The organism is Labrys methylaminiphilus subsp. lupini (genome assembly GCF_051161885.1).
In the GTDB taxonomy this organism is placed as follows: Bacteria; Pseudomonadota; Alphaproteobacteria; order Rhizobiales; family Labraceae; genus Labrys.
This window is the reverse complement of sequence record NZ_JBMDIH010000002.1, coordinates 724,606-746,267: the sequence shown is the minus strand read 5'-3', so window position 1 is coordinate 746,267 and position 21,662 is coordinate 724,606. Positions and strand designations below refer to the sequence as shown.

General features: G+C 61.3%; 20 protein-coding genes. 11 read left to right on the top strand and 9 right to left on the bottom strand.

The window, feature by feature from the left end; translation table 11 throughout:
- Nucleotides 1-203: 203 nt before the first annotated feature.
- The 5 genes from ACN6KF_RS29175 (at nt 204) to ACN6KF_RS29155 (ending at nt 4,478) form a co-directional block, all read left to right on the top strand.
- Complete coding sequence (locus tag ACN6KF_RS29175) at nt 204-1,232, top strand: 2-aminoethylphosphonate ABC transporter substrate-binding protein (RefSeq protein ID WP_434960384.1); 1,029 nt, start codon at nt 204-206, stop codon at nt 1,230-1,232.
- 119 nt (nt 1,233-1,351) lie between these two features.
- Complete coding sequence (locus ACN6KF_RS29170; RefSeq protein WP_434960383.1) at nt 1,352-2,386, top strand: ABC transporter ATP-binding protein; 1,035 nt, start codon at nt 1,352-1,354, stop codon at nt 2,384-2,386.
- Nucleotides 2,379-3,245 (top strand): 2-aminoethylphosphonate ABC transporter permease subunit, encoded by an 867-nt coding sequence (locus ACN6KF_RS29165; RefSeq protein WP_434960382.1) that lies wholly within the window; start codon nt 2,379-2,381, stop codon nt 3,243-3,245. The genes ACN6KF_RS29170 and ACN6KF_RS29165 overlap by 8 nt, the downstream gene beginning before the upstream one ends.
- Entirely contained in the window at nt 3,229-4,026 is a 798-nt protein-coding gene (locus tag ACN6KF_RS29160; RefSeq protein ID WP_434960381.1) for an ABC transporter permease subunit, read from the top strand. Before ACN6KF_RS29165 ends, ACN6KF_RS29160 begins: the two co-directional genes overlap by 17 nt.
- Nucleotides 4,023-4,478, top strand: coding sequence for an NUDIX hydrolase (locus ACN6KF_RS29155; RefSeq protein WP_434960380.1), 456 nt, complete (start codon nt 4,023-4,025; stop codon nt 4,476-4,478). The genes ACN6KF_RS29160 and ACN6KF_RS29155 overlap by 4 nt, the downstream gene beginning before the upstream one ends.
- A gap of 203 nt (nt 4,479-4,681) precedes the next feature.
- Here the strand turns inward: ACN6KF_RS29155 and ACN6KF_RS29150 are convergent, their stop codons facing one another.
- The 7 genes from ACN6KF_RS29150 to ACN6KF_RS29120 all read right to left on the bottom strand — a co-directional run bounded on the left by ACN6KF_RS29150 (nt 4,682) and on the right by ACN6KF_RS29120 (nt 12,995).
- Nucleotides 4,682-5,803 carry a branched-chain amino acid ABC transporter substrate-binding protein gene (locus ACN6KF_RS29150; protein ID WP_434960379.1) on the bottom strand — a complete coding sequence of 374 codons (1,122 nt, stop codon included), beginning with the start codon at nt 5,801-5,803 and terminating at the stop codon, nt 4,682-4,684.
- A gap of 290 nt (nt 5,804-6,093) precedes the next feature.
- A complete protein-coding gene (locus ACN6KF_RS29145; RefSeq protein ID WP_434960378.1) occupies nt 6,094-7,722 on the bottom strand; it encodes an AMP-binding protein in 1,629 nt (542 codons plus the stop codon).
- Nucleotides 7,722-8,480 (bottom strand): enoyl-CoA hydratase/isomerase family protein, encoded by a 759-nt coding sequence (locus ACN6KF_RS29140; RefSeq protein WP_434960377.1) that lies wholly within the window; start codon nt 8,478-8,480, stop codon nt 7,722-7,724. Before ACN6KF_RS29140 ends, ACN6KF_RS29145 begins: the two co-directional genes overlap by 1 nt.
- Before the next feature lie 10 nt (nt 8,481-8,490).
- The gene (locus ACN6KF_RS29135; RefSeq protein ID WP_434960376.1) at nt 8,491-10,182 is read right to left on the bottom strand and encodes a methylmalonyl-CoA mutase family protein; all 1,692 of its coding nucleotides are present in this window, start codon (nt 10,180-10,182) and stop codon (nt 8,491-8,493) included.
- A complete protein-coding gene (meaB, locus tag ACN6KF_RS29130) occupies nt 10,179-11,180 on the bottom strand; it encodes a methylmalonyl Co-A mutase-associated GTPase MeaB (RefSeq protein WP_434960375.1) in 1,002 nt (333 codons plus the stop codon). The genes ACN6KF_RS29135 and meaB overlap by 4 nt, the downstream gene beginning before the upstream one ends.
- Nucleotides 11,177-11,644, bottom strand: coding sequence for a cobalamin B12-binding domain-containing protein (locus ACN6KF_RS29125; RefSeq protein ID WP_434960374.1), 468 nt, complete (start codon nt 11,642-11,644; stop codon nt 11,177-11,179). Before ACN6KF_RS29125 ends, meaB begins: the two co-directional genes overlap by 4 nt.
- 13 nt (nt 11,645-11,657) lie before the next feature.
- Nucleotides 11,658-12,995, bottom strand: a complete 1,338-nt coding sequence (locus tag ACN6KF_RS29120) for an aspartate aminotransferase family protein (protein WP_434960373.1) — start codon at nt 12,993-12,995, stop codon at nt 11,658-11,660.
- Between the two features lie 96 nt (nt 12,996-13,091).
- Between ACN6KF_RS29120 and ACN6KF_RS29115 the strand changes: the two genes are divergently transcribed.
- Nucleotides 13,092-13,952 carry a LysR family transcriptional regulator gene (locus ACN6KF_RS29115; protein WP_434961336.1) on the top strand — a complete coding sequence of 287 codons (861 nt, stop codon included), beginning with the start codon at nt 13,092-13,094 and terminating at the stop codon, nt 13,950-13,952.
- Nucleotides 13,953-14,121: 169 nt separating this feature from the next.
- Here the strand turns inward: ACN6KF_RS29115 and ACN6KF_RS29110 are convergent, their stop codons facing one another.
- Both ACN6KF_RS29110 and hisC read right to left on the bottom strand, forming a co-directional pair.
- Nucleotides 14,122-14,859: a TetR/AcrR family transcriptional regulator gene (locus ACN6KF_RS29110; protein WP_434960372.1), complete on the bottom strand. Its 738-nt coding sequence runs from the start codon at nt 14,857-14,859 to the stop codon at nt 14,122-14,124.
- An 18-nt stretch (nt 14,860-14,877) separates the two neighbouring features.
- Nucleotides 14,878-15,993, bottom strand: coding sequence for a histidinol-phosphate transaminase (gene hisC / locus ACN6KF_RS29105; RefSeq protein ID WP_434960371.1), 1,116 nt, complete (start codon nt 15,991-15,993; stop codon nt 14,878-14,880).
- 321 nt (nt 15,994-16,314) lie between these two features.
- Between hisC and ACN6KF_RS29100 the strand changes: the two genes are divergently transcribed.
- The 5 genes from ACN6KF_RS29100 to ACN6KF_RS29080 are packed head-to-tail and all read left to right on the top strand — an operon-like array spanning nt 16,315 to nt 21,609.
- Nucleotides 16,315-17,958 (top strand): ABC transporter substrate-binding protein, encoded by a 1,644-nt coding sequence (locus ACN6KF_RS29100; RefSeq protein ID WP_434960370.1) that lies wholly within the window; start codon nt 16,315-16,317, stop codon nt 17,956-17,958.
- A 3-nt stretch (nt 17,959-17,961) separates the two neighbouring features.
- On the top strand, nt 17,962-19,044 hold the full coding sequence (locus ACN6KF_RS29095; protein ID WP_434960369.1) for an ABC transporter permease: 1,083 nt from the start codon (nt 17,962-17,964) through the stop codon (nt 19,042-19,044).
- On the top strand, nt 19,041-19,967 hold the full coding sequence (gene nikC, locus ACN6KF_RS29090; protein ID WP_434960368.1) for a nickel transporter permease: 927 nt from the start codon (nt 19,041-19,043) through the stop codon (nt 19,965-19,967). Before ACN6KF_RS29095 ends, nikC begins: the two co-directional genes overlap by 4 nt.
- A gap of 17 nt (nt 19,968-19,984) precedes the next feature.
- Nucleotides 19,985-20,851, top strand: a complete 867-nt coding sequence (locus ACN6KF_RS29085) for an ABC transporter ATP-binding protein (protein WP_434960367.1) — start codon at nt 19,985-19,987, stop codon at nt 20,849-20,851.
- Nucleotides 20,848-21,609 (top strand): ABC transporter ATP-binding protein, encoded by a 762-nt coding sequence (locus tag ACN6KF_RS29080; RefSeq protein ID WP_434960366.1) that lies wholly within the window; start codon nt 20,848-20,850, stop codon nt 21,607-21,609. The genes ACN6KF_RS29085 and ACN6KF_RS29080 overlap by 4 nt, the downstream gene beginning before the upstream one ends.
- The last annotated feature ends 53 nt before the right edge of the window (nt 21,610-21,662 follow it).

Sequence of the window (21,662 nt, the reverse complement as noted above, 5' to 3'; positions counted from 1 at the left end):
CATGCTTTGGTCCTTGAACTGCGCAACGCCGACACCCTAGTCATCCTATAAGTAGAATCGTTCATTTCATAAGATAAATAGATTTTACTTATCGAACGCTTGAAAACACATTTCAGCAAGGCGTTCGGCTCAGGCCACGGCAAAACACAGGCAAAAACAAGAAAGCCGCCAAACGCTCACATCTGTCCCTAGAGGAGAACGTCATGAAATCCAGGTTCGCCCTGATTGCAGCCCTGATGTTAGCCGGCATGGCCGTACCGGCCCGTGCCGATGGCGTGGTCACCATCTATAGCGCCGATGGGTTGCACGACGGCACGCCGAGTTGGTTCGGCGATCAGTTCGAGGCCTTCACCAAGGCGACCGGCATCGAAGTCCAGTATGTCGAGGCCGGTTCAAGCGGCGTGGTCGATCGCCTGGCGAAGGAGAAGTCCAACACCCAGGCCGATGTCCTGGTGACACTGCCTCCCTTCATGCAGAAAGCCGCGGCCGACAGTCTCGTCGAAGCCTACAACCCGGCCGGAGCCGACAAGATCGAGGCCCGCGACAAGGATGCCGAGGGACGTTTCTATGCCCTGGTGAACAACTACCCCAACTTCATCTACAACGCCGAGGTCCTCAAGCGGCCCCCGGCGAAATACGAGGATCTCCTCGATCCCAAATTCAAGCAGAAGCTGCAATATTCGACGCCTGGACAGGCCGGTGACGGCACGGCTTTCATGCTGCAGACTTTCCACGCCTTTGGCAGCAAGGAGAAGGGGCTCGACTTTCTCAAAAAGCTCCAGGCCAACAATCTCGGGCCTTCCGCCTCGACCGGCAAGTTGACCGCGCTGGTCAACAAGGGCGAGCTCTATGTCGCCAATGGCGACATGCAGATGAACCTGTCCCAGCAGGCCGACAACCCCAACATCCAGATCTTCGTGCCGGCAGGGCCAGACGGCAAGAAGACGCTATTCGCCCTGCCCTACTACATTGCCCTGGTCAAGGGCGCCCCCAACTCCGAAAATGGCAAGAAGCTCATCGACTTCCTGCTTTCCGCCGATGCTCAGAAGCAGGTCAGCGTCGTCGCCAGGGGTCTGCCGGTGCGCAACGACGTCAAACCGGATGACGAGAACTACAAGAAGCTCCACGCCATGCTGCAGGGCGTCGAGATCTGGAGCCCGGATTGGGCGAGCGTGCTTTCCGGGTTGAAGGACAACGTTGCAGCCTACAATTCGGCCATTTCAAGCAATTGAGGGCCTACAGAACCATGGAAAGAGCGCAGCTGAAAAACGGTCCAGGCACCGAAGCCAAGGCTGCCGCTCCTGGCGGCAGCCGCATCGGATTCGAGAACGTCTCGGTTACTTATGGTAACTTGACTGTTCTACATTCCCTCACACTGACGGTGAACCCGGGAGAGATCGTCGCCCTGATCGGCCCCTCGGGCTCGGGCAAGACGACGGCGTTGCGCAGTGTTGCCGGATTCGTCCGGCCCTCTTCGGGCCGGATCATGATCGGCGAGCGCAATGTCACGCATCTCGCCCCCTATGACCGCAAGATCGGCATGGTGGTGCAGAATTATGCCTTGTTCCCGCATATGCGCGTCGACGAGAACGTCGCCTTTGGCCTGCGCGCCCATGGCGCCCGCGAAGACACCATCCGCCAGCGCGTGCCCGAATGCCTGGGGATGGTGGGCATGTCAGCTTATTCGCGGCGCTACCCGCGCGAGCTTTCGGGCGGGCAGCAGCAACGCGTCGCCATTGCTCGCGCCCTGGCTCCGCGACCGCAGGTCCTGTTGCTCGACGAGCCACTTTCGGCCCTCGACGCCCAGATCCGGCGGGCCATGATCGACGAGCTCGCCAAGCTCCATACCAGCCTACCGAACCTGACGGTGCTCTACGTCACGCATGATCAATCCGAAGCCCTCACGCTGGCCAACCACATCGGCATCATGCGGGATGGCAAGTTGCGTGCCTTCGGCACGTCCCAATCCTTGTTCCGCAATCCCCCGAACCGCTTTGCGGCAGAGTTTCTGGGCCGTGCGAACCTGCTTTCGGTCAAGGATCTGCAGCCGACCGAGAACGGGCATGCCCGGGTCCGCTTCGGCAATACCTTTCTTTTCGCTCGCAACCATCACCGTCTTGCCAGCGGCAATGATTGCCTCCTGTGCGTCCGGCCGCATGACTTCCGCTTCACCCGCACGACCTCCGAGCCCAATGCCCTCGAGGCCATCGTACTCAGCGTGCAATGGCAAGGCGATGTCCAGAACATCACCTTCGAAACGGGCGGACATACCGTCCGCATGACGACGACGCCCATGGCCGATCCACCGCAGGCCGGCGAAAGCGTGCGCATCCATTTCGAGCCGGGTGATGTCACTTTGGTTCCGGAGGACCCCGCCCATGGCTGACATTGCGCTCGGCGCGGCCCCAGCGCGGCGCAATTTCGACGGGCTCTGGATCCTGCCGCCACTTATCGTATTGGCCCTGCTCTTCTTCTATCCCCTCGCCCTCATCATTCGCGCCTCGCTCGGGGACGGTCCACCCTCGCTCGCGACGTTCGAGCAGGTCCTCGGCTCCCGCCAGTTCGTCGACGGGCTCTACCACACCATCGTCATCGCCATCTGCTCCACCATAGGCTGCCTGCTGCTTGGGTTTGTCCTGTCGGTGGTGTTCGCCTTCGTGCCCTTTCCCGGCGCCAGACTTGCGGGTCGGCTGATCGATACGGTGATCGCACTGCCGACCTTCCTCGTCACCCTTGCTTTCACCTTCATCTATGGCTCGGCCGGCATTCTCAACGAAACGCTGATGCATGCCTTCGCCTTGCAGCTGCCGCCCATCGACTTTCTCTATTCGCAATGGGGCGTCGTGCTGGCGGAGGTGACTGTTTACACCCCCTTCGTCATGCGCCCGCTTCTCGCCACCTTCTCCCAGATCGACCATGCCCAGATCGAGGTGGCAAGCAGCCTTGGCGCCCGCCCCCTGCGCATCGTACGAAAGGTCATCTTCCCGGCCGCTCTGCCGGCCCTGGTCGCCGGGGGGAGTCTGTGCCTGCTGCTCACCGTCAATGAATTCGGCATCGTGCTGTTCATCGGCGCCAAGGACGTCATCACCCTGCCGCTGCTGATCTACAGCAAGGCGATCCAGGAGTTCGACTATGCGACCGCTTGCGTCATCGCTGTCGTGAACATCGCGCTCTCGCTCGGCCTCTACACGCTCTATCGCATCATCGTCGCTCATTTCGGAGGCAGCAATGCTGGTGTGGTCTAAAGCCGAGCGCAGTATTCTGTGGGCGGCCGTCGTGCCGCTCTTCCTTCTCGTCTACGGCCTGCCGATCGGGGTCATCGTCCTCGCCAGTTTCAGCGGGCAGTGGAACGACATCCTGCCCTCGCACCTGACTACCCAACATTATGCCGATGCCTTTCGCACGGCTTCCTTCGCATCGCTCAAGGCCAGTATCCTCACAGGCATCATCGCCAGCCTGGCGGCTCTCGCCTGCGGCACCTGGGCAGCTCTGGCCCTGCGCCGTTTCAAACCCTTGCCCAAGCGCGTGCTCGACCTTTTTTTCTTCGTGCCGAGCGCGGTTCCCTCCGTCTCCATCGGCCTTGGACTGCTGGTTGCCTTCAGCCAGCCGCCCTTCCCGCTCAACGGCACGAGGCTCATCGTGCTCATCGCGCATTTCATGCTGATTTCGGCCTTCACCTACGGCACCGTCACCGCTGGGCTCGCCCGTCTTCCGATCGACTGCGAGCAAGTTGCCGAGAGCCTGGGCGCCCGCCCCTTCTACCGGCTGCGACGCGTGACACTGCCATTGCTCACCCCCTATCTGATCGCCGCCTTCAGCCTCTCCTTCGCCTTGTCGATGGGGGAACTCGGGGCGACCGTCATGATCTATCCGCCGGGCTGGGTCACCCTGCCCGTCCGCATCTTCTCGCTGTCGGACCGCGGTGCGATCTTTGATGCCGCCACGCTGACGACGATATTGGGTGCCGCGACCCTGATCGTGCTGATCACCCTGACGCGCATCTCGAGCAAGGTGCTGTCGAGATGACGCCGGACCTTGCCAAGCCATCCCCATCACTGCGCCAGATTGCGGCGTTGCCCCTCCGCATGAAGGACGGGCGCATCGAAACCTGCCTTGTGACGACCCGCAGCACAAAACGGTGGACCCTGCCGAAGGGCTGGCCGATGAAGGGACGCAAGGATGCCCACGCGGCAAGGATCGAAGCAAAGCAGGAAGCCGGCCTGCTCGGCAAGGCCGACAAGAAACCGATCGGCATCTATCCCTACTGGAAACGCCTCGATACGCATTTCGCTCTGGTCGAAACTACCGTCTACCGCCTCGAGGTCAAGGCGACCTTGAAGAAATGGAAGGAGCAGGGCCAGCGCGAGGTGCAATGGATGTCGTTGGAAGAAGCCGCGCTCCTCGTCACCGAACCAGGTCTTGCCGACTTGCTACGAGAACTTACGCATCGAGCCTGTTCATTCGGAACAACACCTTGAAGTCGCCAAGACTGTGATCTGAACGCTTCGAACTAGGGCAGTTTTTTGGGCTCAGGTCACCGCGGTCCCCATGATGTCGGTGCAATAGGCTCGGACTTATGTAAATGCCAACAATAATGGCAGTTATATTATAAAAAATTTTAATTCCTCAGGTAGCCTGTCCCGCAAAAGCGAGACAAGCCATCAGACCTTTATACAATATTCTATCTTGAATTCTGATAGTAATCGATTTTACCGTCGGGGCCCTTCCTCCAGGTATAAATTGCGTATCCAATCGTGGTAAGATCACCCTTCTTGTCGTAGGCTAGATCTCCACGAACCGTGTGAAAAGTCATGCCCGAATGCATGACTTCCGCCATCTTCTGAGGATCCGTGGATTTAGCCGCTTCGGCTGCCTGCGCGAAGATCTGCACCGCGGCATATGAGAAAAGAGTATAACCTTCAGGCGTGAACCCCATTGCTTTGAATTGACCGACAAGGTCGGCGTTCTGCGGTTCGTTTTCGAATTTTGGCGGGAAGGTCATCTGGGTTCCGATGACCGCATCACCACCAACCGTGGCAAAATCGGAAGATGTGATACCATCGCCTGACAACATGATCGTTTTCATGCCCTGGTCGCGAAGTTGCCTGAGGATAAGCGCTGCCTCGGTGTACAATCCGCCCCAAATCAACAAATCGATCGATTTATTCTTCATTTTGGTGACGATCGACGAATAATCCTTCTCTCCGGCATTCACACCTTCCATCAAGTCGGGCGTAATGCCGCGCTTGGCCAACTGTGCGACGGTATTCTTGGCAATATCCTGGCCATAGGTGGTCTTGTCGTCGATGACAGCTATTTTCTTGCCCTTGAAATGACTGGCGGCAAAATCTGCCCAGACTTGTGCTTGTTGGTCATCTCGGCCGCAGGTTCGAAAGACGTTCCAAAGCTTGCGGTCGGTGACCTTCTCATTGGTCGCTGAGGGCGTGATCAAAATCACCCCATTGTCCGCATATACTTCCGAGGCCGGGATGGTAACCCCGGTGTTGAAATGGCCGACGATCCAAGTGACGCCGTCGCCTACGAATTTATTGGCGACGGAGACGCCTTGCTTGGGATCTGCCTGATCGTCCCCGACCTCCACCTCAATTTTCTGGCCAAGAACTCCACCTTTTGCATTGATGTTCTGGACGGCGAGCTTGACGCCGTTCTTCAATTGGGCGCCGAACGCGGCCTGCGGTCCCGTCATCGGGCCGGCCACCCCGATCTTGATTTGAGCCTGCGCCGATCCTCCCAGAACGAAAGAGGCCGACAACATTACACCCATGAACCATTTCAGCTTCATATATATTCCTCCCCTGCGGTGGTTGTTCTCTTTGTTTTCAAGTTTCAACGACCTATAAGAACGACCTTCCTTGGAAGATCGCCGAGAATATTCTCAAGTCTTCATGCGCGCCTCCCCGGCTCATCGTGGATTTCCCAGGCATCAAGACGCTCCACCGTCCGAAGACGCATCGGCCTGTCTTTTGACTTTCGAAAATTATTGACTGTTCGATCAATAATTGAACCGTACTTTACCGAGACAGACACGGGCGCCAGAAATCATGGGGCCGCTCCAGCGCAATCTTCGAACTGCTAACGCTCCCCTCGATCAAACGTAGCTTCGCCGATGCCACGTTGCCTTAGGGCGTTTCTGGCTATTTTTTCCGTTGGCGTTCGTGGAAGCGGTGTATCGGCGATCTCGATATAGCGTGGGACCATATGGCGAGGCGCCAGCGCCCTGAAATGGTCGAGCAGATCGGGCGGCTGCACCATGGATCCGGGCCTACGCAGGGCCACGATCATGATGTCTTCCTCGGTGAGCGCTGACGGAATGCCGAACGCAGCGCTCTCGACGATGTCGGGATGTTTGTCGGCAATGGTCTCGATTTCATAGACCGAGATGTTCTCACCCCGGCGTCGGACCGCCTCGTTGAGGCGGTGCTTGAAATAGAGCCAGCCATCCTCGTCCATGAAGCCGGCATCGCCGGAATGGTACCAGAGGTTGCGAAGCGTCTGCACCGTCTTGGCATCCGCGCGGTAATAGCCGGAAAACATGCTCCAGCTCTTGTTCGGGCGCGATACGATCTCGCCGATCGAACCGGCCGGGAGAGGCTGGTCCTTCTCGTCGACGATTGCCACGTCCCAATCGGGATGGGGACGTCCGCAGGAACCCGCCCTCGTTTCGCCCGCCGTGTCCAGGGTCACGAAACTGGTTTCGGTCTGGCCGTAACCCGTGACGAGGTGCACATCGAAGCGAGCTTCGAATGCTTGCTTGTCCGGGACCATGGGAATGCACTGGCATATTCTCACAGGATTGCTGGCGTCCTGCTCGGACGGTGGGGCACGCTGGAGTATGACAGCCATGGCGCCCAGCAGATTTGTCGCCGTGGCGCCGCTCTTGCGCAGTTGGTCCCAAAATCGTGAGGCGCTGAAGGCTTCGACCAAGGTCGCGCGCGTGCTGTAGATCAGCGGCAGGTAAACGCCGAACATCTGCGCATCGGTGTGAAACAGCGGCAGGGCCGAGAAATAACTGTCGCGGCCCGTATAGCCGAGATTGTGCGCCATGGCGGTGGCCCAGGAATAACAATGATGATGCGACATCAAGGCCCCCTTGGCCGGACCAGTGGTGCCGGATGTGTAGAGGATGGCCATCGGGTCGGAATAGTGGATGTCGGCCACGTTGAAATCCGGCAAAGGCGCGAGGCATTCCTCATAGCCGACGATGCGGTCGATCCGGATACCGGCGGCCCGTGCCTCGCTCGCCTCGGCCCCGACGAGGATCAGCGTGCGAAGATCAGGAAGGCTGTCCTGGATCTTGGCGAGTTCGGCCAGGGCATTGGCGTCCGCAACCAGAACCTCCGCTCCGCAATTATTGAGATTATGGCGGAGCAGATCTCCTTTCAGGCCCGGATTATTCGGCACCTCGATAGCGCCGAGGATCGAAGTCGCGAACCAGATCGCGACGAGTTCGAAGCAATTGGGCAGCAGCATCGCCACGCGATCGGATTTGCCGACGCCCAAGCCGCGCAGGCCCCGGGCCAGCCGGCTGGAAATCTGCAGCATGTCCTCGAAGCTGGCGGACCGCCCGCATATCTCGATGAATTGCCGGCTGCCCAGGCGTTCGGCCTGCTTCAACAGGATTCTTGGCAGCACCCGATTGTCGACATCGTCCTCATGCCGGCCTGGAATGGTGAAGGGGGATGAGACCTCAAGCATTGTCATCAAGACCGTCGGAATTGTTTTGCGCGTGCCTGCGCTTCTGCCGAGAGGAAGCCGCGCACCGTGGCCCTGGTCTCGAGCGCCATGGCGTCCGCGAGAGAGGAGTGAAAGCCTTCATTGATGGCGTGCTTGATGTCGGACACGGCGCTGGCGGGGCGCTCTGCGATGACCAAGGCCAGTTTCCTTGCTTCGTCGAGCAAGGCGGCCTCCGGAAAAAGCTTCCAGGCGATGCCGACCTCGACAGCCTTCGCGGCGTCATGGCGTTCACCCAGGATCATCAGTTCCTTGGCAATCTGCGGCCCGACCTGCTTTGTCAGGAGCGCCGTCACGCCACCGGTGACGAACAGCCCGTAGCTGACCTCAGGAAAAAACCAACGCGCATTCTCGGCAAACAACCTGAAATCGCAGTTGACCGCCCATTCGAGAGCTCCGCCCACGCACCAGCCATGCACCGCGGCGATGACGATCTTGCTCGATTGCATGATGCGCAGGGTGATGTCCTGGATGGCATCCACCCAGGCCTGCGTGGCCCCGTCGGAGGCGGTTTGCGCATCGAGATCCTTGAGATCGTCGCCGGAGCAGAAAGCTCGCCCTTCGCCGTGCAGAATGATGACGCGGGTGGCTTTATTGGCCTCGGCTCGCGCGAGAGCCTCGGCAAGCTCGTCCACCAGTTGCCGATTCATAGCGTTGAGCCGTTCCGGCCGGTTCAGCCTGATCCAGGTCAAAGGCCCGTCGTCACTGGAAATGACTGCGGTTGTCATGACGTGCTCCTCATACGATCATCGGTTCGGCGTAAGAGCCCCAGACGCCCCGCAGGGCGCCGCAGATCTCGCCGAGCGTCGCTCTCGCCTTCACCAACTCGATGGTCTTGGGCAGAAGATTGATGTCGTCGGACGTTGCCTGCTCGGCGAGTTCCCGCAGCAGATGCTGGACGCGGCTGTTGTCACGGTTTTTCCGCACGGCGTTCAGGCGGTCGATCTGGAGCTGGGTGCAGTGCTCGTCATAGGGGTGGATATCGACCTCGGCCGAGCGGCTTGCCTCGTCGACATGGCGGTTGACGCCGACCGAAATCTTCTCGCCTCTGTCGATCTTCTTGAAGGTGGCATAGGCCGAGTCGGCCAGCTTTTGCTGGAACCACCCCTCTTCGACCAGCTTGATGGCGCCGCCGCGCTCGTCCACTTCGCCCAGCATCTTCCAGATCTCGTTTTCCATGTCCCGCGTCAGGCGCTCAACGAAGTAGGAGCCCCCGAGAGGGTCGATCACCGATGTCACGTTGATCTCGTCGCGGATGATCTGCTGGGTGCGGATGGCGAGCTTCATCGCCTCTTCGGTCGGGATGGCAAAGGCCTCGTCGAGGCCGTTGGTATGCATGCTTTGGCAACCGCCCAGCACGGCGCCGAGTGCCTGGATGGCCGTCCGCATCAGATTATTGTGATGCTCGACCTTGGTAAGGCTCATCGCCGCGGTCTGGACATGCACGCGAAGCCGCATGGATTCGGGCTTCCTGGCCTTGAACCGCTCCGACATGATCTTTGCGTAAACCCGCCGAGCCGCCCGGAACTTGCAGATCTGCTCGAAGAAGTCCTGGTGGCTGATGAAGAAGAAGGACAGCCTGGGCGCAAAATCGTCGATATCCATGCCTGCGCCGGTAACCTCCTCGCAATAGGCGATGGTAAAGGCCATGATGAACGCGATCTCCTGGATCGCATTTCCGCCGACATCGGACAGATGGTAACCGCTGAGGCTGATCGGGTTGAGTTTGGGCGTCGTCCTGGCACTATGCATGATCAGATCACGCAACAGGCGAACGGCGGGGCGCACCGGATAGATCCATTCCTTCTGGGCGACATATTCCTTCAAGGGATCGGCCTGCAGCGTGCCTGTCAGTTTGCCGAGATCGCAGCCGCGCTGCTCGGCAACGGCAACGAACATCGCATAGATCACCCAGGCCGACGGGTTGATGGTCAGTGAAACCGAGATCTTTTCGAGGTCGATCCCGTCGAAGAGGCGATCGACATCATCGAGCGTATCGATGGCGACGCCTACCCGCCCGACTTCGCCGAACGCCATTGGGTCGTCGGAATCCATGCCAAGCAGGGTCGGCAGGTCGAAATCGGTCGACAGGCCTGTCTGGCCTGTTTGAATCATGTATTTGTAGCGCTGGTTGGTGGCCTCTGGGTTGCCGAAGCCCGCGACCTGCCGGATAGTCCATGGCCGCCCGCGATACATGGTGGGATAGACGCCCCGCGTGAACGGATAGGCTCCCGGGAACCCGAGCTCGCTCGCGGGAATGTCCGCGACGTCGGCGGCTGTATAGACACGCTTCAGCGCAATACCGCATTCGGTTTCATAGGCCGGTTTTTCCTCGGGCCTCATCGTCAAGGCTGCCGCGAGCTGGTTTTCCTCCCATTCGGCTTGCTTTTCCCGAATGGCACCGATCGCCTGTTCCGAGAATAGTTTCATATCGCCCCTACCTCGTTGTCCCAGCCCAGGAGCCGATAGGCGGCCACTGAGGGGTCGGTGTCCCTGTCCACCACGGCCCGCACATGCTTTTCGAGCTCGTCGGCTCCCTGGTTGAATTTGCTTTGGAAAAGATGCCTGGCGGTGGCCAGTATTCGCGCTCTCGACATGACGCGCTGACGCCCGGCCAACTCGCCGCTGTCCTTGAGATGCCGCCAATGCCGGTCGATCACATCCTTCAGATCCTGGACGCGCTCACCCGAAAGCGAGGAGACCGCGAGCACCGGAGGAGGCCAGTGCGCGCTCGTTCCCGTCGGCCCCAAGGCCATCATGCCCTTGAGCGCCGACACCATAGCTGCCGCTTCAGGCTTGTCGGACTTGCTCACCGCATGGATATCGGCGATCTCCAGGATGCCGGCCTTGATCGCCTGAATGTCGTCTCCAAGCCCGGGCGCCGACAGCACCACGATGGTATGGGCGGCCGTCACCACCTCCACCTCGTCCTGCCCCACGCCCACGGTCTCCACGATGATGGGCGAATAGCCGGCGGCATCGAGAATATCGACGGCCTGCAGGGTCGAACGCGCCAGGCCGCCCAGATGACCGCGTGTTGCCATGCTGCGCACGAAACATTGGAAGGCACAGGCCGCATCGCTCATCCGCACGCGATCGCCGAGAATGGCGCCGCCCGAAAAGGGGCTGCTCGGATCGACCGCAATCACCCCGACCTTGTGTCCAGCCAAAGCGAAGGCCCGGATAAGGGAAGAGACCAGGGTGGATTTGCCGGCGCCCGGCACGCCGGTAATGCCGACGATATGCGCCCTGCCCGTGTGCCTGTATATTTCGGCCAGGGCGTTCGATGCCTCCGGATAGCCGCCCTCCGCCCGCGAGATCATGCGCGCTACGGCGGGAACGTCGCCGGCGAGGACGCAGGGCACGAGTTCGCCCGAGGCGGTATAGGCCGCACGCTTTGCTGGTCTCGGAGGGGTTGAAATGGTCATAGGCGGCCACGAGCGGCAACCAGGTTGCGGATCGTCGTCACGATCAGATCGGCCCGCGCCTCCTGTGGCACGATCGCGTCGACACCGCTGTCCCATAGGCTGGCATAGTCCTGCCCGGGGATCACCCCGCCGGCGACGACCATGATGTGCTCGGCCTTCTGCTCGCGAAGGCAGCGACCCAGTTCCCGGAACAACGGAACATGGGAACCCGACAGGAGGCTGACACCGATGACATCGACGTCTTCCTGTATCGCGGCGCCGACCACTTCGCCCGGCGATTTGTAGAGGCCGGTATAGACGACCTCCATGCCGGCATCCCGCAGGATGCGGGCGACGATCTTGGCGCCCCGGTCATGCCCGTCCAGCCCGATTTTGGCGACAAGCACCCGGATAGTGTCCGAAGCGCGCGCCACGCTACCGCTATCGGTGTTCGGACCCTGGTCCGTTGGGATTGCCTCGGTCATGGCTGCGTTTCCTTTACTCTGCAGCAATGCCGGGGCGATCCGAGGTCGTGGCGAACACGGCTTCGATGGCGTCTGCAATGATGCCCAGTCCAAGGTCGAGTTCTTCTTCCGAAATCGTCAGAGGTGGCGCGATGCGGAACACGCCGCCCATGCCCGGAAGCTTGACGATGTTCATGCTGAGGCCGCGCCGGAATGCTTCGGCGGCGATCCGCGCGCCAAGCTCATGGTCGGGATCCTTGTTCTGACCGGGCTTCACGATCTCGACCCCCAGCATGAGGCCACGGCCGCGCACGTCTCCGATACAGTCATAGCGCAGCTTGAGTTTCGTCAGGCCGTCGAACAGCCTCGCACCCAGATATCGGGCCCGTTCGACAAGGTTCTCCTCTTCAACCACGTCGAGCACCGCGAGACCGATAGCTGCCGGCAGCGGATCGGACACATGGGTGGTGTAGAAAAGGAAGCCCCTTTCATGTGCTGCCTCTTCGATCTCCGTCGTCGTCATGACGGCCGACAGAGGAAGGCCTGCTCCGATAGTCTTCGATAGGGTGAGGATGTCAGGCGTAACGCCGTCCCTTTGGAAGGCGAACATGTCGCCGGTGCGACCGATACCGGTCTGTGCCTCGTCAAGGATGAGCAACATTCCGCGTTCGCGGCATTTCTGCTTCAGGGCGCTGAGATAGCCCTGCGGCAGCTCCAGCATGCCGCCGCTGGACAGGATCGATTCGGCGATAAAGGCCGCCAGGCTGCCGGTCGACTGGCTGTCCACCAGATTGAAGGCATCGTCGAGCTCGGTGTGCCAGTCCAGTGAGCCATCGGCGTGCTTGAAGCGTGGGCGGAAGCTGTTGGGCGCGGGTATTGCGAGGGATCCAACCGCCGCAGGTCCATAGCCTCTACGCCCGGCACTGTAGGTCGCCGAGGCGGCGACGCCGGTCATGCCATGCCAGCTCTTCGAGAAGGCGACGATTTCGTGCCTACCCGTCACCAGCTTGGCCATACGGATGGCGGCCTCGTTCGACTCTGCCCCGGTCGACAGCAACAACACCCTGTCAAGGCCGGGCGCCAGGACGGCGAGGCGTTCGGCCAATTCGACCACTGGACGAGACAGCATGCCGCTGAAGAGGTGCGCGACCGTCTCAACCTGTCGGCTAACCGTCTGGACGATCCGGGGATGCGCGTGGCCGAGCAACGCGCTCATCTGCCCGGACGTGAAATCAAGGATCGGCCTGGCATCGGCGTCGTAGACAAAGGAGCCTTCGGCACGCTCGATGATCGCGGGCTCGAATGTGCCGCCATATCGTATCAGGTGCTTTCCTGCCGACGCCCAGAACGTCTTATCCAAGTTTTTTGACATCTTGCAGCCTCATCAAAGCGCTGGAGCCATGATTACCGGCTGGCGGGATTGCAGTAAATTTGATAGTTGTTGGATTCCGATATCAATGGAATTGATATGCAACCCTCTTTTGACCTTAGGTTGCTGGCGACCTTCATTCGCGCAGCTCATTCGGGAACGCTCAGCGCGACGGCCATCCAGGTGGGTCGCACCCAATCGGCTGTTACGATGCAGATTCAGCGGCTCGAGGAAGCCTTGGGCGGCCAAAGCCTGTTTCACCGCAGCGGCAGCGGCGTTCGTCTCACGGGAAGCGGAGAGCGCTTCCTGGGCTATGCCGAGCGCATTCTCAAACTTCATGACGAAGCCGTCTCGGTGTTCTCGGGTAAGGGCCTGCATGGCTCGATCATCTTCGGCAGCCCGGAAGATTATCTGATCGCCTTCTTTCCGACGCTGCTGAAAAGTTTCGGAGCGATTTATCCCGACGTGGAGATCAAGGTCGTTTCAGCGCCGACGGTCGAGCTGCATCCGCTCTTACGCGCGCGCCAGATCGACCTCGCGCTTGTGTCGATTCCGGATGCGAATGTATCGAAGGACGTGGTGCGTGCGGAACCGCTTGTCTGGGTGGGCAGCAAGCCGACGCTGGAGCTGCATGATTTTGGCGATACGGTGCCGATGGCCTTACCGGCTTCGAACGCTATGGATCATAGGGCCGCATGCGATGCCATGGCCCGCACCGGACTACGCTTTAAAATATCATACGCGAGCAACAGTATTGCAGGCCTGATAGGCGTTGCACGATCGGGGCTCGCAATAAGTGTCATGACTCAAGAAGCCGTGCCTGCAGACCTGTTCATTCTCAAGGCACCTCTTCCGTCCTTGCCCCAGCTAGGCATCTTGATTGCGTTTGCCGAAGAAGAACGGTCGCCCGCGATCGAGGCTTTTGCTGATCACATCCGGCGGGTCCTTCCGTCCCTATAGCTCACGTTTTGCATAACAGTTGAATGCAGTAAGGCGTCATCATTGACCCTCCCTGCGCGAGCCGGCCGTTCTCCGATCGTTCTAACGACCGATCCAGAACCTCGGCGGCGATCCGTGCTTCTTGCAGTCCCTCATGGCTCGAAGATCGCAATCGTCGAATAGGCCGCTCTCAAAGATCCCGTCCAAGCCTCGCCTGTGCCTCCAGACCGAGAATAAGGGTTTCGATCAGGAAGTCGTAGCCCTCTTGGAGCGGAGCGGCATCACCGCTCTTCCAGCGCATCACGAAAGCTCGATTGTACATTTGCGGCAAATGCCGTGTGATCAGCGGAAAGCGCGTCGCGTCGAGCTCACCCAGGCCCGCATCGAAGGCCTGGACCCATTGCGAGCCCTCGCTCGCGCCATCGGCAGCGAGTTCCATGGTGATATAGCCTTCCAATGCCCCCACAACGGCGTTGAAGGCGTCGATCAGGCGCTGGCCTTCAAATCCGGCCTGGGTCAGGGCTTTCAGGATGATCTCGACCCAGGGCGCGTTCGGGGCACCGTTCGAGCGGATATGCGGGCCGAGCAGAGGCGCGGCATGCGGATGCTGGTGGACGCGCGCGCGAAAACGCCGGAATAGCAGCCGGATCGTCTCGCGCCAGTCGTCGGGAAGATCTGCCGGCGACATCAGGCTGGCGATCAGCGAGCCGGAGATTTCGGCGAGCAGGTCGGTCTTGTCGCCGCCGACATGCCAATAGAGCGCGGCTGGATAGACATTGAGGCGGCGGGCGAGGGCGCGGACGGAAAATCCCCCTAGCCCGTCCTCGTCGATCAACGCGATGGCGACCTCGACAATGCGCTCCCGGGTCAGGCCGATGGCGGCAGCCCGGCCCACATGCCGTTTCTTTGCCGGAGGATGTTCGCTCACCGCCACCGCCTCTTGCTGTCAGACAAGGCCGAGGGCGTGCCCGAGTTCGCGTGCAAATCGTTCATTGTCCCCTGCCGTTCCGATACTCACTCTGAGGAAGTTAGTATAGCCGGCCTCCCGCCATGGTTTGACGATTATGCCCTTCCGAAGCAAGGCGTCAGCCACAGATGCGGCCTCCGTTGCGAGATCAAGGAACAGGAAGTTCGTCTGCGACGGGATGACGCCCACACCCATGACGCGCAGGCGATCGGCCAGGAGGGTGCGATCACGGCGGATCTGCGCGACGGCCCCACGCATCCAACCCTCATCACCGAGGGCGGCGATGGCAGCCACTTGGGCGGCCGCGTTGACGTTGAAGGGTGTCAGGGTTGTGCGCATGCTACGGGCGATGCCGTCATCCGAGGTGATACCGTAACCGACGCGCAGGCCGGCCAGGCCATAAGCCTTGGAAAAGGTACGCAATACGACCCAGGACAGGCCTGCCCGATCGGCCAGCACGCCGAGCCCATCGGGATAATCGGGGTCGATCAGCTCGAAATAGGCCTCATCCAGCACGAACAGGGTTTCAGGCTGCACCGCGTCCAGCAGGCGGTCGAGTTGGGGCCGCGACAGGGCCTTGCCGACCGGATTGGAAGGTGAGGAGATGAAGACGATCTTTGGCCCGCGCGCCAGTTCGCGCACGAGCGCATCGACGTCATAGTCGAAGGCTGCCGTCATCGGCACCTTGGTCACCTCCGCTCCCGCTGCCATCGCCTCGATTTCGTGCAGACCGAAACAGGGGGCGATAGTGAGCACGGCATCGCCCTTGCCGAGATAAGCGCGGCAGAGGGCAGCGATCAACTCTTCCGACCCGTTTCCGCAGACGATCCGGTCGGAGTCAGCGCCGAGTTTCGCCGAAAGCGCCCGCCGCAAGGCGGTGCATGCCGAATCGCTGTAGCGCGACGGCACCAGGGAGCCCAGTGCCGTCGGCACCGCCGGCGAAGTGCCATGGGGATTTTCGTTGCTCGCCAAGGCCGCAATGTCCTGCCGCCCGCTGGCCAGTCGCGCAGCCGCGATCGAGATGCCCGCATTATAGAGGGGAAGCGTTGCGACCTCCTGGCGCGGCCTGAGTGCCTTCTTCTGAACCGAGTGCATGTTCCAACCTCCTGGTGAGGCGCCTTTTGATGGCGCTTTTGCGATGCCTTGTGCACCCGCCGGACGCAGCTGGTGGATCCGCGGGCTCCGCCCCCTGCCTCGACCAGCTTTTGATCAGCGCACAAAAAACATCATTGACATCGCAAAAAGTCTATACATATATTTTATTGTCCACTGAACAAAAAACGGCTTCGAGCCCGGGACAGATGGATCGCCGTTGCTGCGTCTGCAACGCCGCACGCAAATGCCAGAGCCTCAGCGCGGATGAACGGCCAAACCGGGCCGGCATGCGGGACTCCGGCAACCAGGGGAGGAGTTCACATGTTTGTGGAAAAGACCGTCTTTCGCCCACGCCGCTGGCTCGTAAATGCGGCCGTTTCAGCGCTGCTCATGACCATGGCGCCCGCCCTGGCGGCGACGCCTGCCAACACGCTGGTCGAGGGTTTCGCCATTGACGAGATGATCACCATGGATCCCGGCGAGGCGTATGAGCTCTCCACCGCCGAGATCAGCGCCAATATCTACGATCTCCTGGTGCGTTTCGACGTGGCCGATCCGTCCAAGGTCAAGGGCGACCTTGCGCAGAACTGGACCGTCTCCGACGACGGATTGACCTATACGTTCAAGCTCAAACCCAATTTGAATTTCGCCTCCGGCAATCCGCTGACAGCCGAGGACGTGGCCTGGTCGTTCGAGCGCATCATCAAGCTGGACAAGAGCCCGGGCTTCATTCTCGGCCAGCTCGGCCTCTCCAGCCAGAATGTTGTCGAGAAGGCGAAGGCCGCGGCGCCCGACATCTTCGTGCTGACGATCGACAAGCCCTATGCGCCGAGCTTCGTGCTGAACTGCCTGGCCTCAACCGTGGCGGCCGTCGTGGACAAGAAACTGGTGCTTGAGCATGTCGTCCCGGTAACGCCCAGCGCGGACTACAAATATGACAATGACTTCGGCAATGACTGGCTGAAGGCGCATACGGCCGGCTCCGGACCGTTCACGTTGCGTGAATGGCGCGCCAACGAAGCCGTCGTCATGGATCGCAACGACATGTATTGGGGCGACAAGGCCAAGCTCGCCCGCGTCATCTATCGCCATATGAAGGAGAGCTCAGCCCAACGGCTGGCGCTGGAGGCCGGCGATATCGACGTCGCCCGCAATCTTGCGCCCAATGATCTCGATGCCGTGGCCAGGAACGACAAGATTGCTCTCACCAGCGCACCGAAGGCGACGCTCTATTACATCGGCCTCAACCAGAAAAACGAGAAGCTGGCCAAGCCGGAAATACGCCAGGCTTTCAAATATCTGATCGACTACGACGCGATCGGCTCGACCCTGATCAAGGGTATCGGCGGAACCCACCAGACCTTCCTGCCAAAGGGTGTGCTGGGCGAGCTCGACGACAACCCCTTCAGGCTCGACGTTGCCAAGGCAAAGGCACTCTTGGAGAAGGCCGGCCTGAAGGACGGCTTCTCGGTGACCATGGACGTAACCAGTATCCAGCCGGTGACGGGGATCGCCGAATCCATCCAGCAGACGGCCGGCGAAGCGGGCATCAAGATCGAGATCATCCCCGGCGACGACAAGCAGACGCTCACAAAATACCGTGCCCGCAACCACGACATCTATATCGGCCAATGGGGCCAGGATTATTTCGACCCGAATTCCAACGCCCAGAATTTCGCCACCAACATCGACAATTCGGACGACAGCAAGGACCAGACCCTGGCCTGGCGCAATGGCTGGGCCGTGCCGGAACTAGCCAAGGAAGCTGAGGCCGCTCTCCTGGAGAAAGACACCGCCAAACGGGTCGAAATATACCAGCGCCTTCAAAAGCAGGTGCTCGAAACCGGTCCCTTCGCCCTCATCTTCCAGCAGACCGAGGTTGCCGGCGTGCGCACCAACGTCAGGGGCCTCAAGCTCGGGCCGAGCTTCGACACCAATTTCGTCGCCGACATCACAAAGGAATAGAAGGTGGCATCGCCTCTTCTGGGTATCACGCAAACACAGGCGCTGCCGGCCAGCGGGGGTGGCCGCGCTCTCGCGCTCGCCAAATCCGTCGCACGCTTCCTCGTCATCGCCCTTACCACCTATCTCGGCCTGCTGGCGGTGACCTTCTTCATCGGCCGGGTAGTCCCCGTCGACCCTGTGCTGGCGGTGCTAGGCGACCGCGCGCCGGCCAGCGTAATAGAGCGCACGCGGCGCGAAATGGGCCTGGACCTGCCGCTGATCGAGCAGTTCTACATTTATCTTAAGGGCGTGCTTTCCGGCGATTTCGGCCGCTCGGTGCTGACCTCCAATCCTGTCATGGCCGATATCCGCCGCGTCTTCCCAGCGACCATCGAGCTCGCGACCCTCGGCACGCTGATCGGCTCGGTCGTCGGCATTCCACTCGGCGTGCTGGCGGCGGTCAGGCGAGGCAGCCTGACCGACCAGATCGTGCGCGTCGTCGGCCTGGTCGGCTATTCGGTGCCGATCTTCTGGCTGGGCCTGCTGGCGCTGGTGCTGTTCTACGCCAAGCTGCATTGGGTCGCCTTTCCCGGCCGCATTGACATCACCTTTGAATATTCGTTCACGCCCGTCACCGGCTTCTTCCTGCTGGATGCGCTCATGCAGGGTCAATGGGACGTCGTCCATGATGTCCTGCGGCACATCGTGCTGCCGGCTTCGCTGCTGGGCTATTTGTCGCTCGCCTATATCAGCCGCATGACGCGCTCCTTCATGCTAAACGAGCTTTCCCAGGAATATGTCGTGGCCGCGCGCGCCAAAGGCCTTTCGGAACCACGCATCATCTGGGGGCATGCGCTACGCAATGCGGCGGTGCCGCTGGTGACGGTGATCGCGCTCTCCTATGCCGGGTTGCTTGAAGGCTCGGTGCTGACGGAGACCGTGTTCTCCTGGCCGGGCATCGGCTTCTACATCACCAACTCGCTGCAGAACGTGGACATGAATGCGGTGCTGGGCGGTACCGTGGTGATCGGCTCGGTGTTCATCGCCATCAACCTGTTCGCGGACCTGCTCTACCGACTGCTCGATCCGAGGACGAAGACGCCATGAGCGCGGCAGAACGATTGACGATATCCCGTCGCAAATGGCTGCTTACGGAGCGGCCGAGTTCACGCTGGCAAGCCAGGCTTGGCCGTGCCTATGTGACGTGGCAGCGCTTCCGCGCCAACCGGCTGGCGGTGGCCGGGCTTGTCATCATCCTGGCCCTGCTGTTCGTGGCCATCTTCGCCGACCAACTCGCGCCCTATTCGCCGGTGATCGGCGACTTGAAGCATGCGCGCCTCCAGCCCCCCTCCCTGCAGCATTGGTTCGGCACTGACGATCTTGGCCGCGACATCTATTCGCGCCTCGTCTGCGGCTCGCGCCTGACGCTGTTCGTGGTGGTGCTGGTGGCCATCATCGCGGCACCGATCGGGCTCCTGGTCGGTACGGTGGCCGGCTATGCCGGCGGCTGGACCGATGCGCTGCTGATGCGTATCACCGACATCTTCCTCGCCTTCCCCCACCTCATCCTGGCGCTGGCTTTCGTCGCCGCCCTCGGCCCCGGCATCGAAAATGCGGTGCTGGCCATCGCCATCACCTCCTGGCCCCCCTATGCCCGCATCGCCAGGGCCGAGACGCTGACGGTGCGCAATTCCGACTACATCAAGGCGGTGCAGCTGATGGGTGCCTCTCCCCTTCGCATCGTACTGCGTCATATCATGCCGCTGTGCACGTCCTCGCTCATCATCCGCGTGACGCTGGACATGGCCGGCATCATCCTCGTCGCCGCCGGCCTCGGTTTCGTCGGGTTGGGTGCGCAGCCGCCCCTGCCGGAATGGGGCGCGATGATCGCCTCCGGCCGTCGCTTCATCCTGGACCAGTGGTGGGTGGCCGCGGCACCGGGCCTTGCCATCCTCGCCGTCAGCCTCGGCTTCAACCTGCTCGGAGACGGGTTGCGCGATGCGCTCGATCCGCGCAGTGCCGACCAATGAACACGGATGCCAACAACATGACGAATACGACGATGACCGCAATGGCCGCGGCGGGCCGCCCTCTGCTCGAGGTTGAGGATCTTCGCATCACCTACCCCACCCGCTCGGGCACGGCCGAGGTGGTGCGCGGCACTTCCTTCTCACTCAGACGCGAGCGGCTTGGCATTGTCGGCGAGTCCGGCTCCGGCAAGTCGCAGACCGGCCGAGCCATCATGGGGCTGACGCCGCAGGCCTGCATCCGTGCGGCAAAGCTCACCTTCGACGGCATCGACCTTCTCGCCGCATCGCCTGCCGAGCGACGGGTCCTGCGCGGCAAGCGCATCGCCATGATCCTGCAGGATCCCAAATACTCGCTCGATCCCGTCATGAGCATCGGCCGGCAGATCGTCGAGACACTGCGGACGCATGAGGCGGTCTCCAGGGCCGAGGCCCGCGAGCGGGCGCTCGACATGCTGGCCGCCGTGCAGATCCGCGACCCCGGACGTGTCTTCGACCTGTATCCGCATGAAGTGTCGGGCGGCATGGGCCAGCGCGCCATGATCGCCATGATGCTGATCGCCAGCCCCGAACTGATGATCGCCGATGAGCCGACCTCAGCGCTCGACGTCACCGTGCAGCTCGACGTGCTCGCCATCCTCGACCGTCTGGTCGCCGAGCGCGGCATGGGCCTGATCTTCATCTCGCACGATCTGCGTCTGGTCTCGTCCTTCTGCGACCGTGTCGTTGTCATGTATGCCGGCAAGGTCGTGGAACAACTGGCGACCTCCGACCTCACCCGCGCCCAGCATCCCTATACGCGCGGCCTCATCGACTGCATGCCCAGGATCGGCGCCGACCGCCACCCCCTGCCTGTATTGGATCGCATGCCGGAGTGGGCCCTATGACGACAGCGCTTTCCGTCGCGGGATTGGAAGTCGTCTTCGACCGTTTCCGCGCCCTCAAGGGCGTGAGTGTGGACGTACAGCCCGGTCAATCCTTCGGCCTGGTCGGCGAATCCGGCTCGGGCAAATCGACCCTGCTGCGCGCCATTGCCGGGCTCGCGCCCGTCGCCGCCGGTACCATAACGGTTGGCGGCAGGCTGCTCGACCATCGCCGCAACAAGGCGTTCTACCGCCAGGTGCAGATGGTGTTCCAGGACCCCTATGGCTCGCTCAACCCGCGCCAGACCGTCGACCGTCTGCTGCAGGAGCCGCTCGCCATCCACGGCATCGGCGAGGGCGAAAGGCGCATCCAGCGTGCGCTGGACGAGGTCGGGCTCGGCAACGGCTTTCGCTTCCGCTATCCGCACCAGCTCTCCGGCGGCCAGCGCCAGCGCGTCGCGATCGCACGCGCCCTCATCCTCGAACCGTCGATCCTGCTGCTCGACGAGCCCACTTCCGCGCTCGATGCCTCCGTCCAGGCGGAAGTGCTGAACCTCCTGGAGAATGTGCGGCGCTGGCGCAAGCTCACCTTCCTGATGGTGAGTCACGATCTCGGCGTGATCCACCACATGTGCGAACGCCTGATGGTGATGCAAAACGGCGAGAGCGTGGAAGAACTCGCCGCTGGGGATCTCGTCGCCGGTCGCGTCAGCCAGCAATACACCGCCAACCTTCTACGCGCCAGCGAGGGCTTCGTGCGCCGACAATCCGATTCTGACTGAACAAGACTTTCGCAGACTAAAACAACGCCAATAAAGACATGGGTGGGAACATG

Bases quoted from the DNA above. Each gene is read 5' to 3' on its own strand.
- ACN6KF_RS29175 (WP_434960384.1), top strand. From the start codon at position 204: ATGAAATCCAGGTTCGCCCTGATTGCAGCCCTGATGTTAGCCGGCATG.
- ACN6KF_RS29165 (WP_434960382.1), top strand. From the start codon at position 2,379: ATGGCTGACATTGCGCTCGGCGCGGCCCCAGCGCGGCGCAATTTCGAC.
- ACN6KF_RS29160 (WP_434960381.1), top strand. From the start codon at position 3,229: ATGCTGGTGTGGTCTAAAGCCGAGCGCAGTATTCTGTGGGCGGCCGTC.
- ACN6KF_RS29155 (WP_434960380.1), top strand. From the start codon at position 4,023: ATGACGCCGGACCTTGCCAAGCCATCCCCATCACTGCGCCAGATTGCG.
- ACN6KF_RS29150 (WP_434960379.1), bottom strand. From the start codon at position 5,803: ATGAAGCTGAAATGGTTCATGGGTGTAATGTTGTCGGCCTCTTTCGTT.
- ACN6KF_RS29145 (WP_434960378.1), bottom strand. From the start codon at position 7,722: ATGACAATGCTTGAGGTCTCATCCCCCTTCACCATTCCAGGCCGGCAT.
- ACN6KF_RS29140 (WP_434960377.1), bottom strand. From the start codon at position 8,480: ATGACAACCGCAGTCATTTCCAGTGACGACGGGCCTTTGACCTGGATC.
- ACN6KF_RS29135 (WP_434960376.1), bottom strand. From the start codon at position 10,182: ATGAAACTATTCTCGGAACAGGCGATCGGTGCCATTCGGGAAAAGCAA.
- meaB (WP_434960375.1), bottom strand. From the start codon at position 11,180: ATGACCATTTCAACCCCTCCGAGACCAGCAAAGCGTGCGGCCTATACC.
- ACN6KF_RS29125 (WP_434960374.1), bottom strand. From the start codon at position 11,644: ATGACCGAGGCAATCCCAACGGACCAGGGTCCGAACACCGATAGCGGT.
- ACN6KF_RS29120 (WP_434960373.1), bottom strand. From the start codon at position 12,995: ATGTCAAAAAACTTGGATAAGACGTTCTGGGCGTCGGCAGGAAAGCAC.
- ACN6KF_RS29115 (WP_434961336.1), top strand. From the start codon at position 13,092: ATGCAACCCTCTTTTGACCTTAGGTTGCTGGCGACCTTCATTCGCGCA.
- hisC (WP_434960371.1), bottom strand. From the start codon at position 15,993: ATGCACTCGGTTCAGAAGAAGGCACTCAGGCCGCGCCAGGAGGTCGCA.
- ACN6KF_RS29100 (WP_434960370.1), top strand. From the start codon at position 16,315: ATGTTTGTGGAAAAGACCGTCTTTCGCCCACGCCGCTGGCTCGTAAAT.
- nikC (WP_434960368.1), top strand. From the start codon at position 19,041: ATGAGCGCGGCAGAACGATTGACGATATCCCGTCGCAAATGGCTGCTT.
- ACN6KF_RS29085 (WP_434960367.1), top strand. From the start codon at position 19,985: ATGACGAATACGACGATGACCGCAATGGCCGCGGCGGGCCGCCCTCTG.
- ACN6KF_RS29080 (WP_434960366.1), top strand. From the start codon at position 20,848: ATGACGACAGCGCTTTCCGTCGCGGGATTGGAAGTCGTCTTCGACCGT.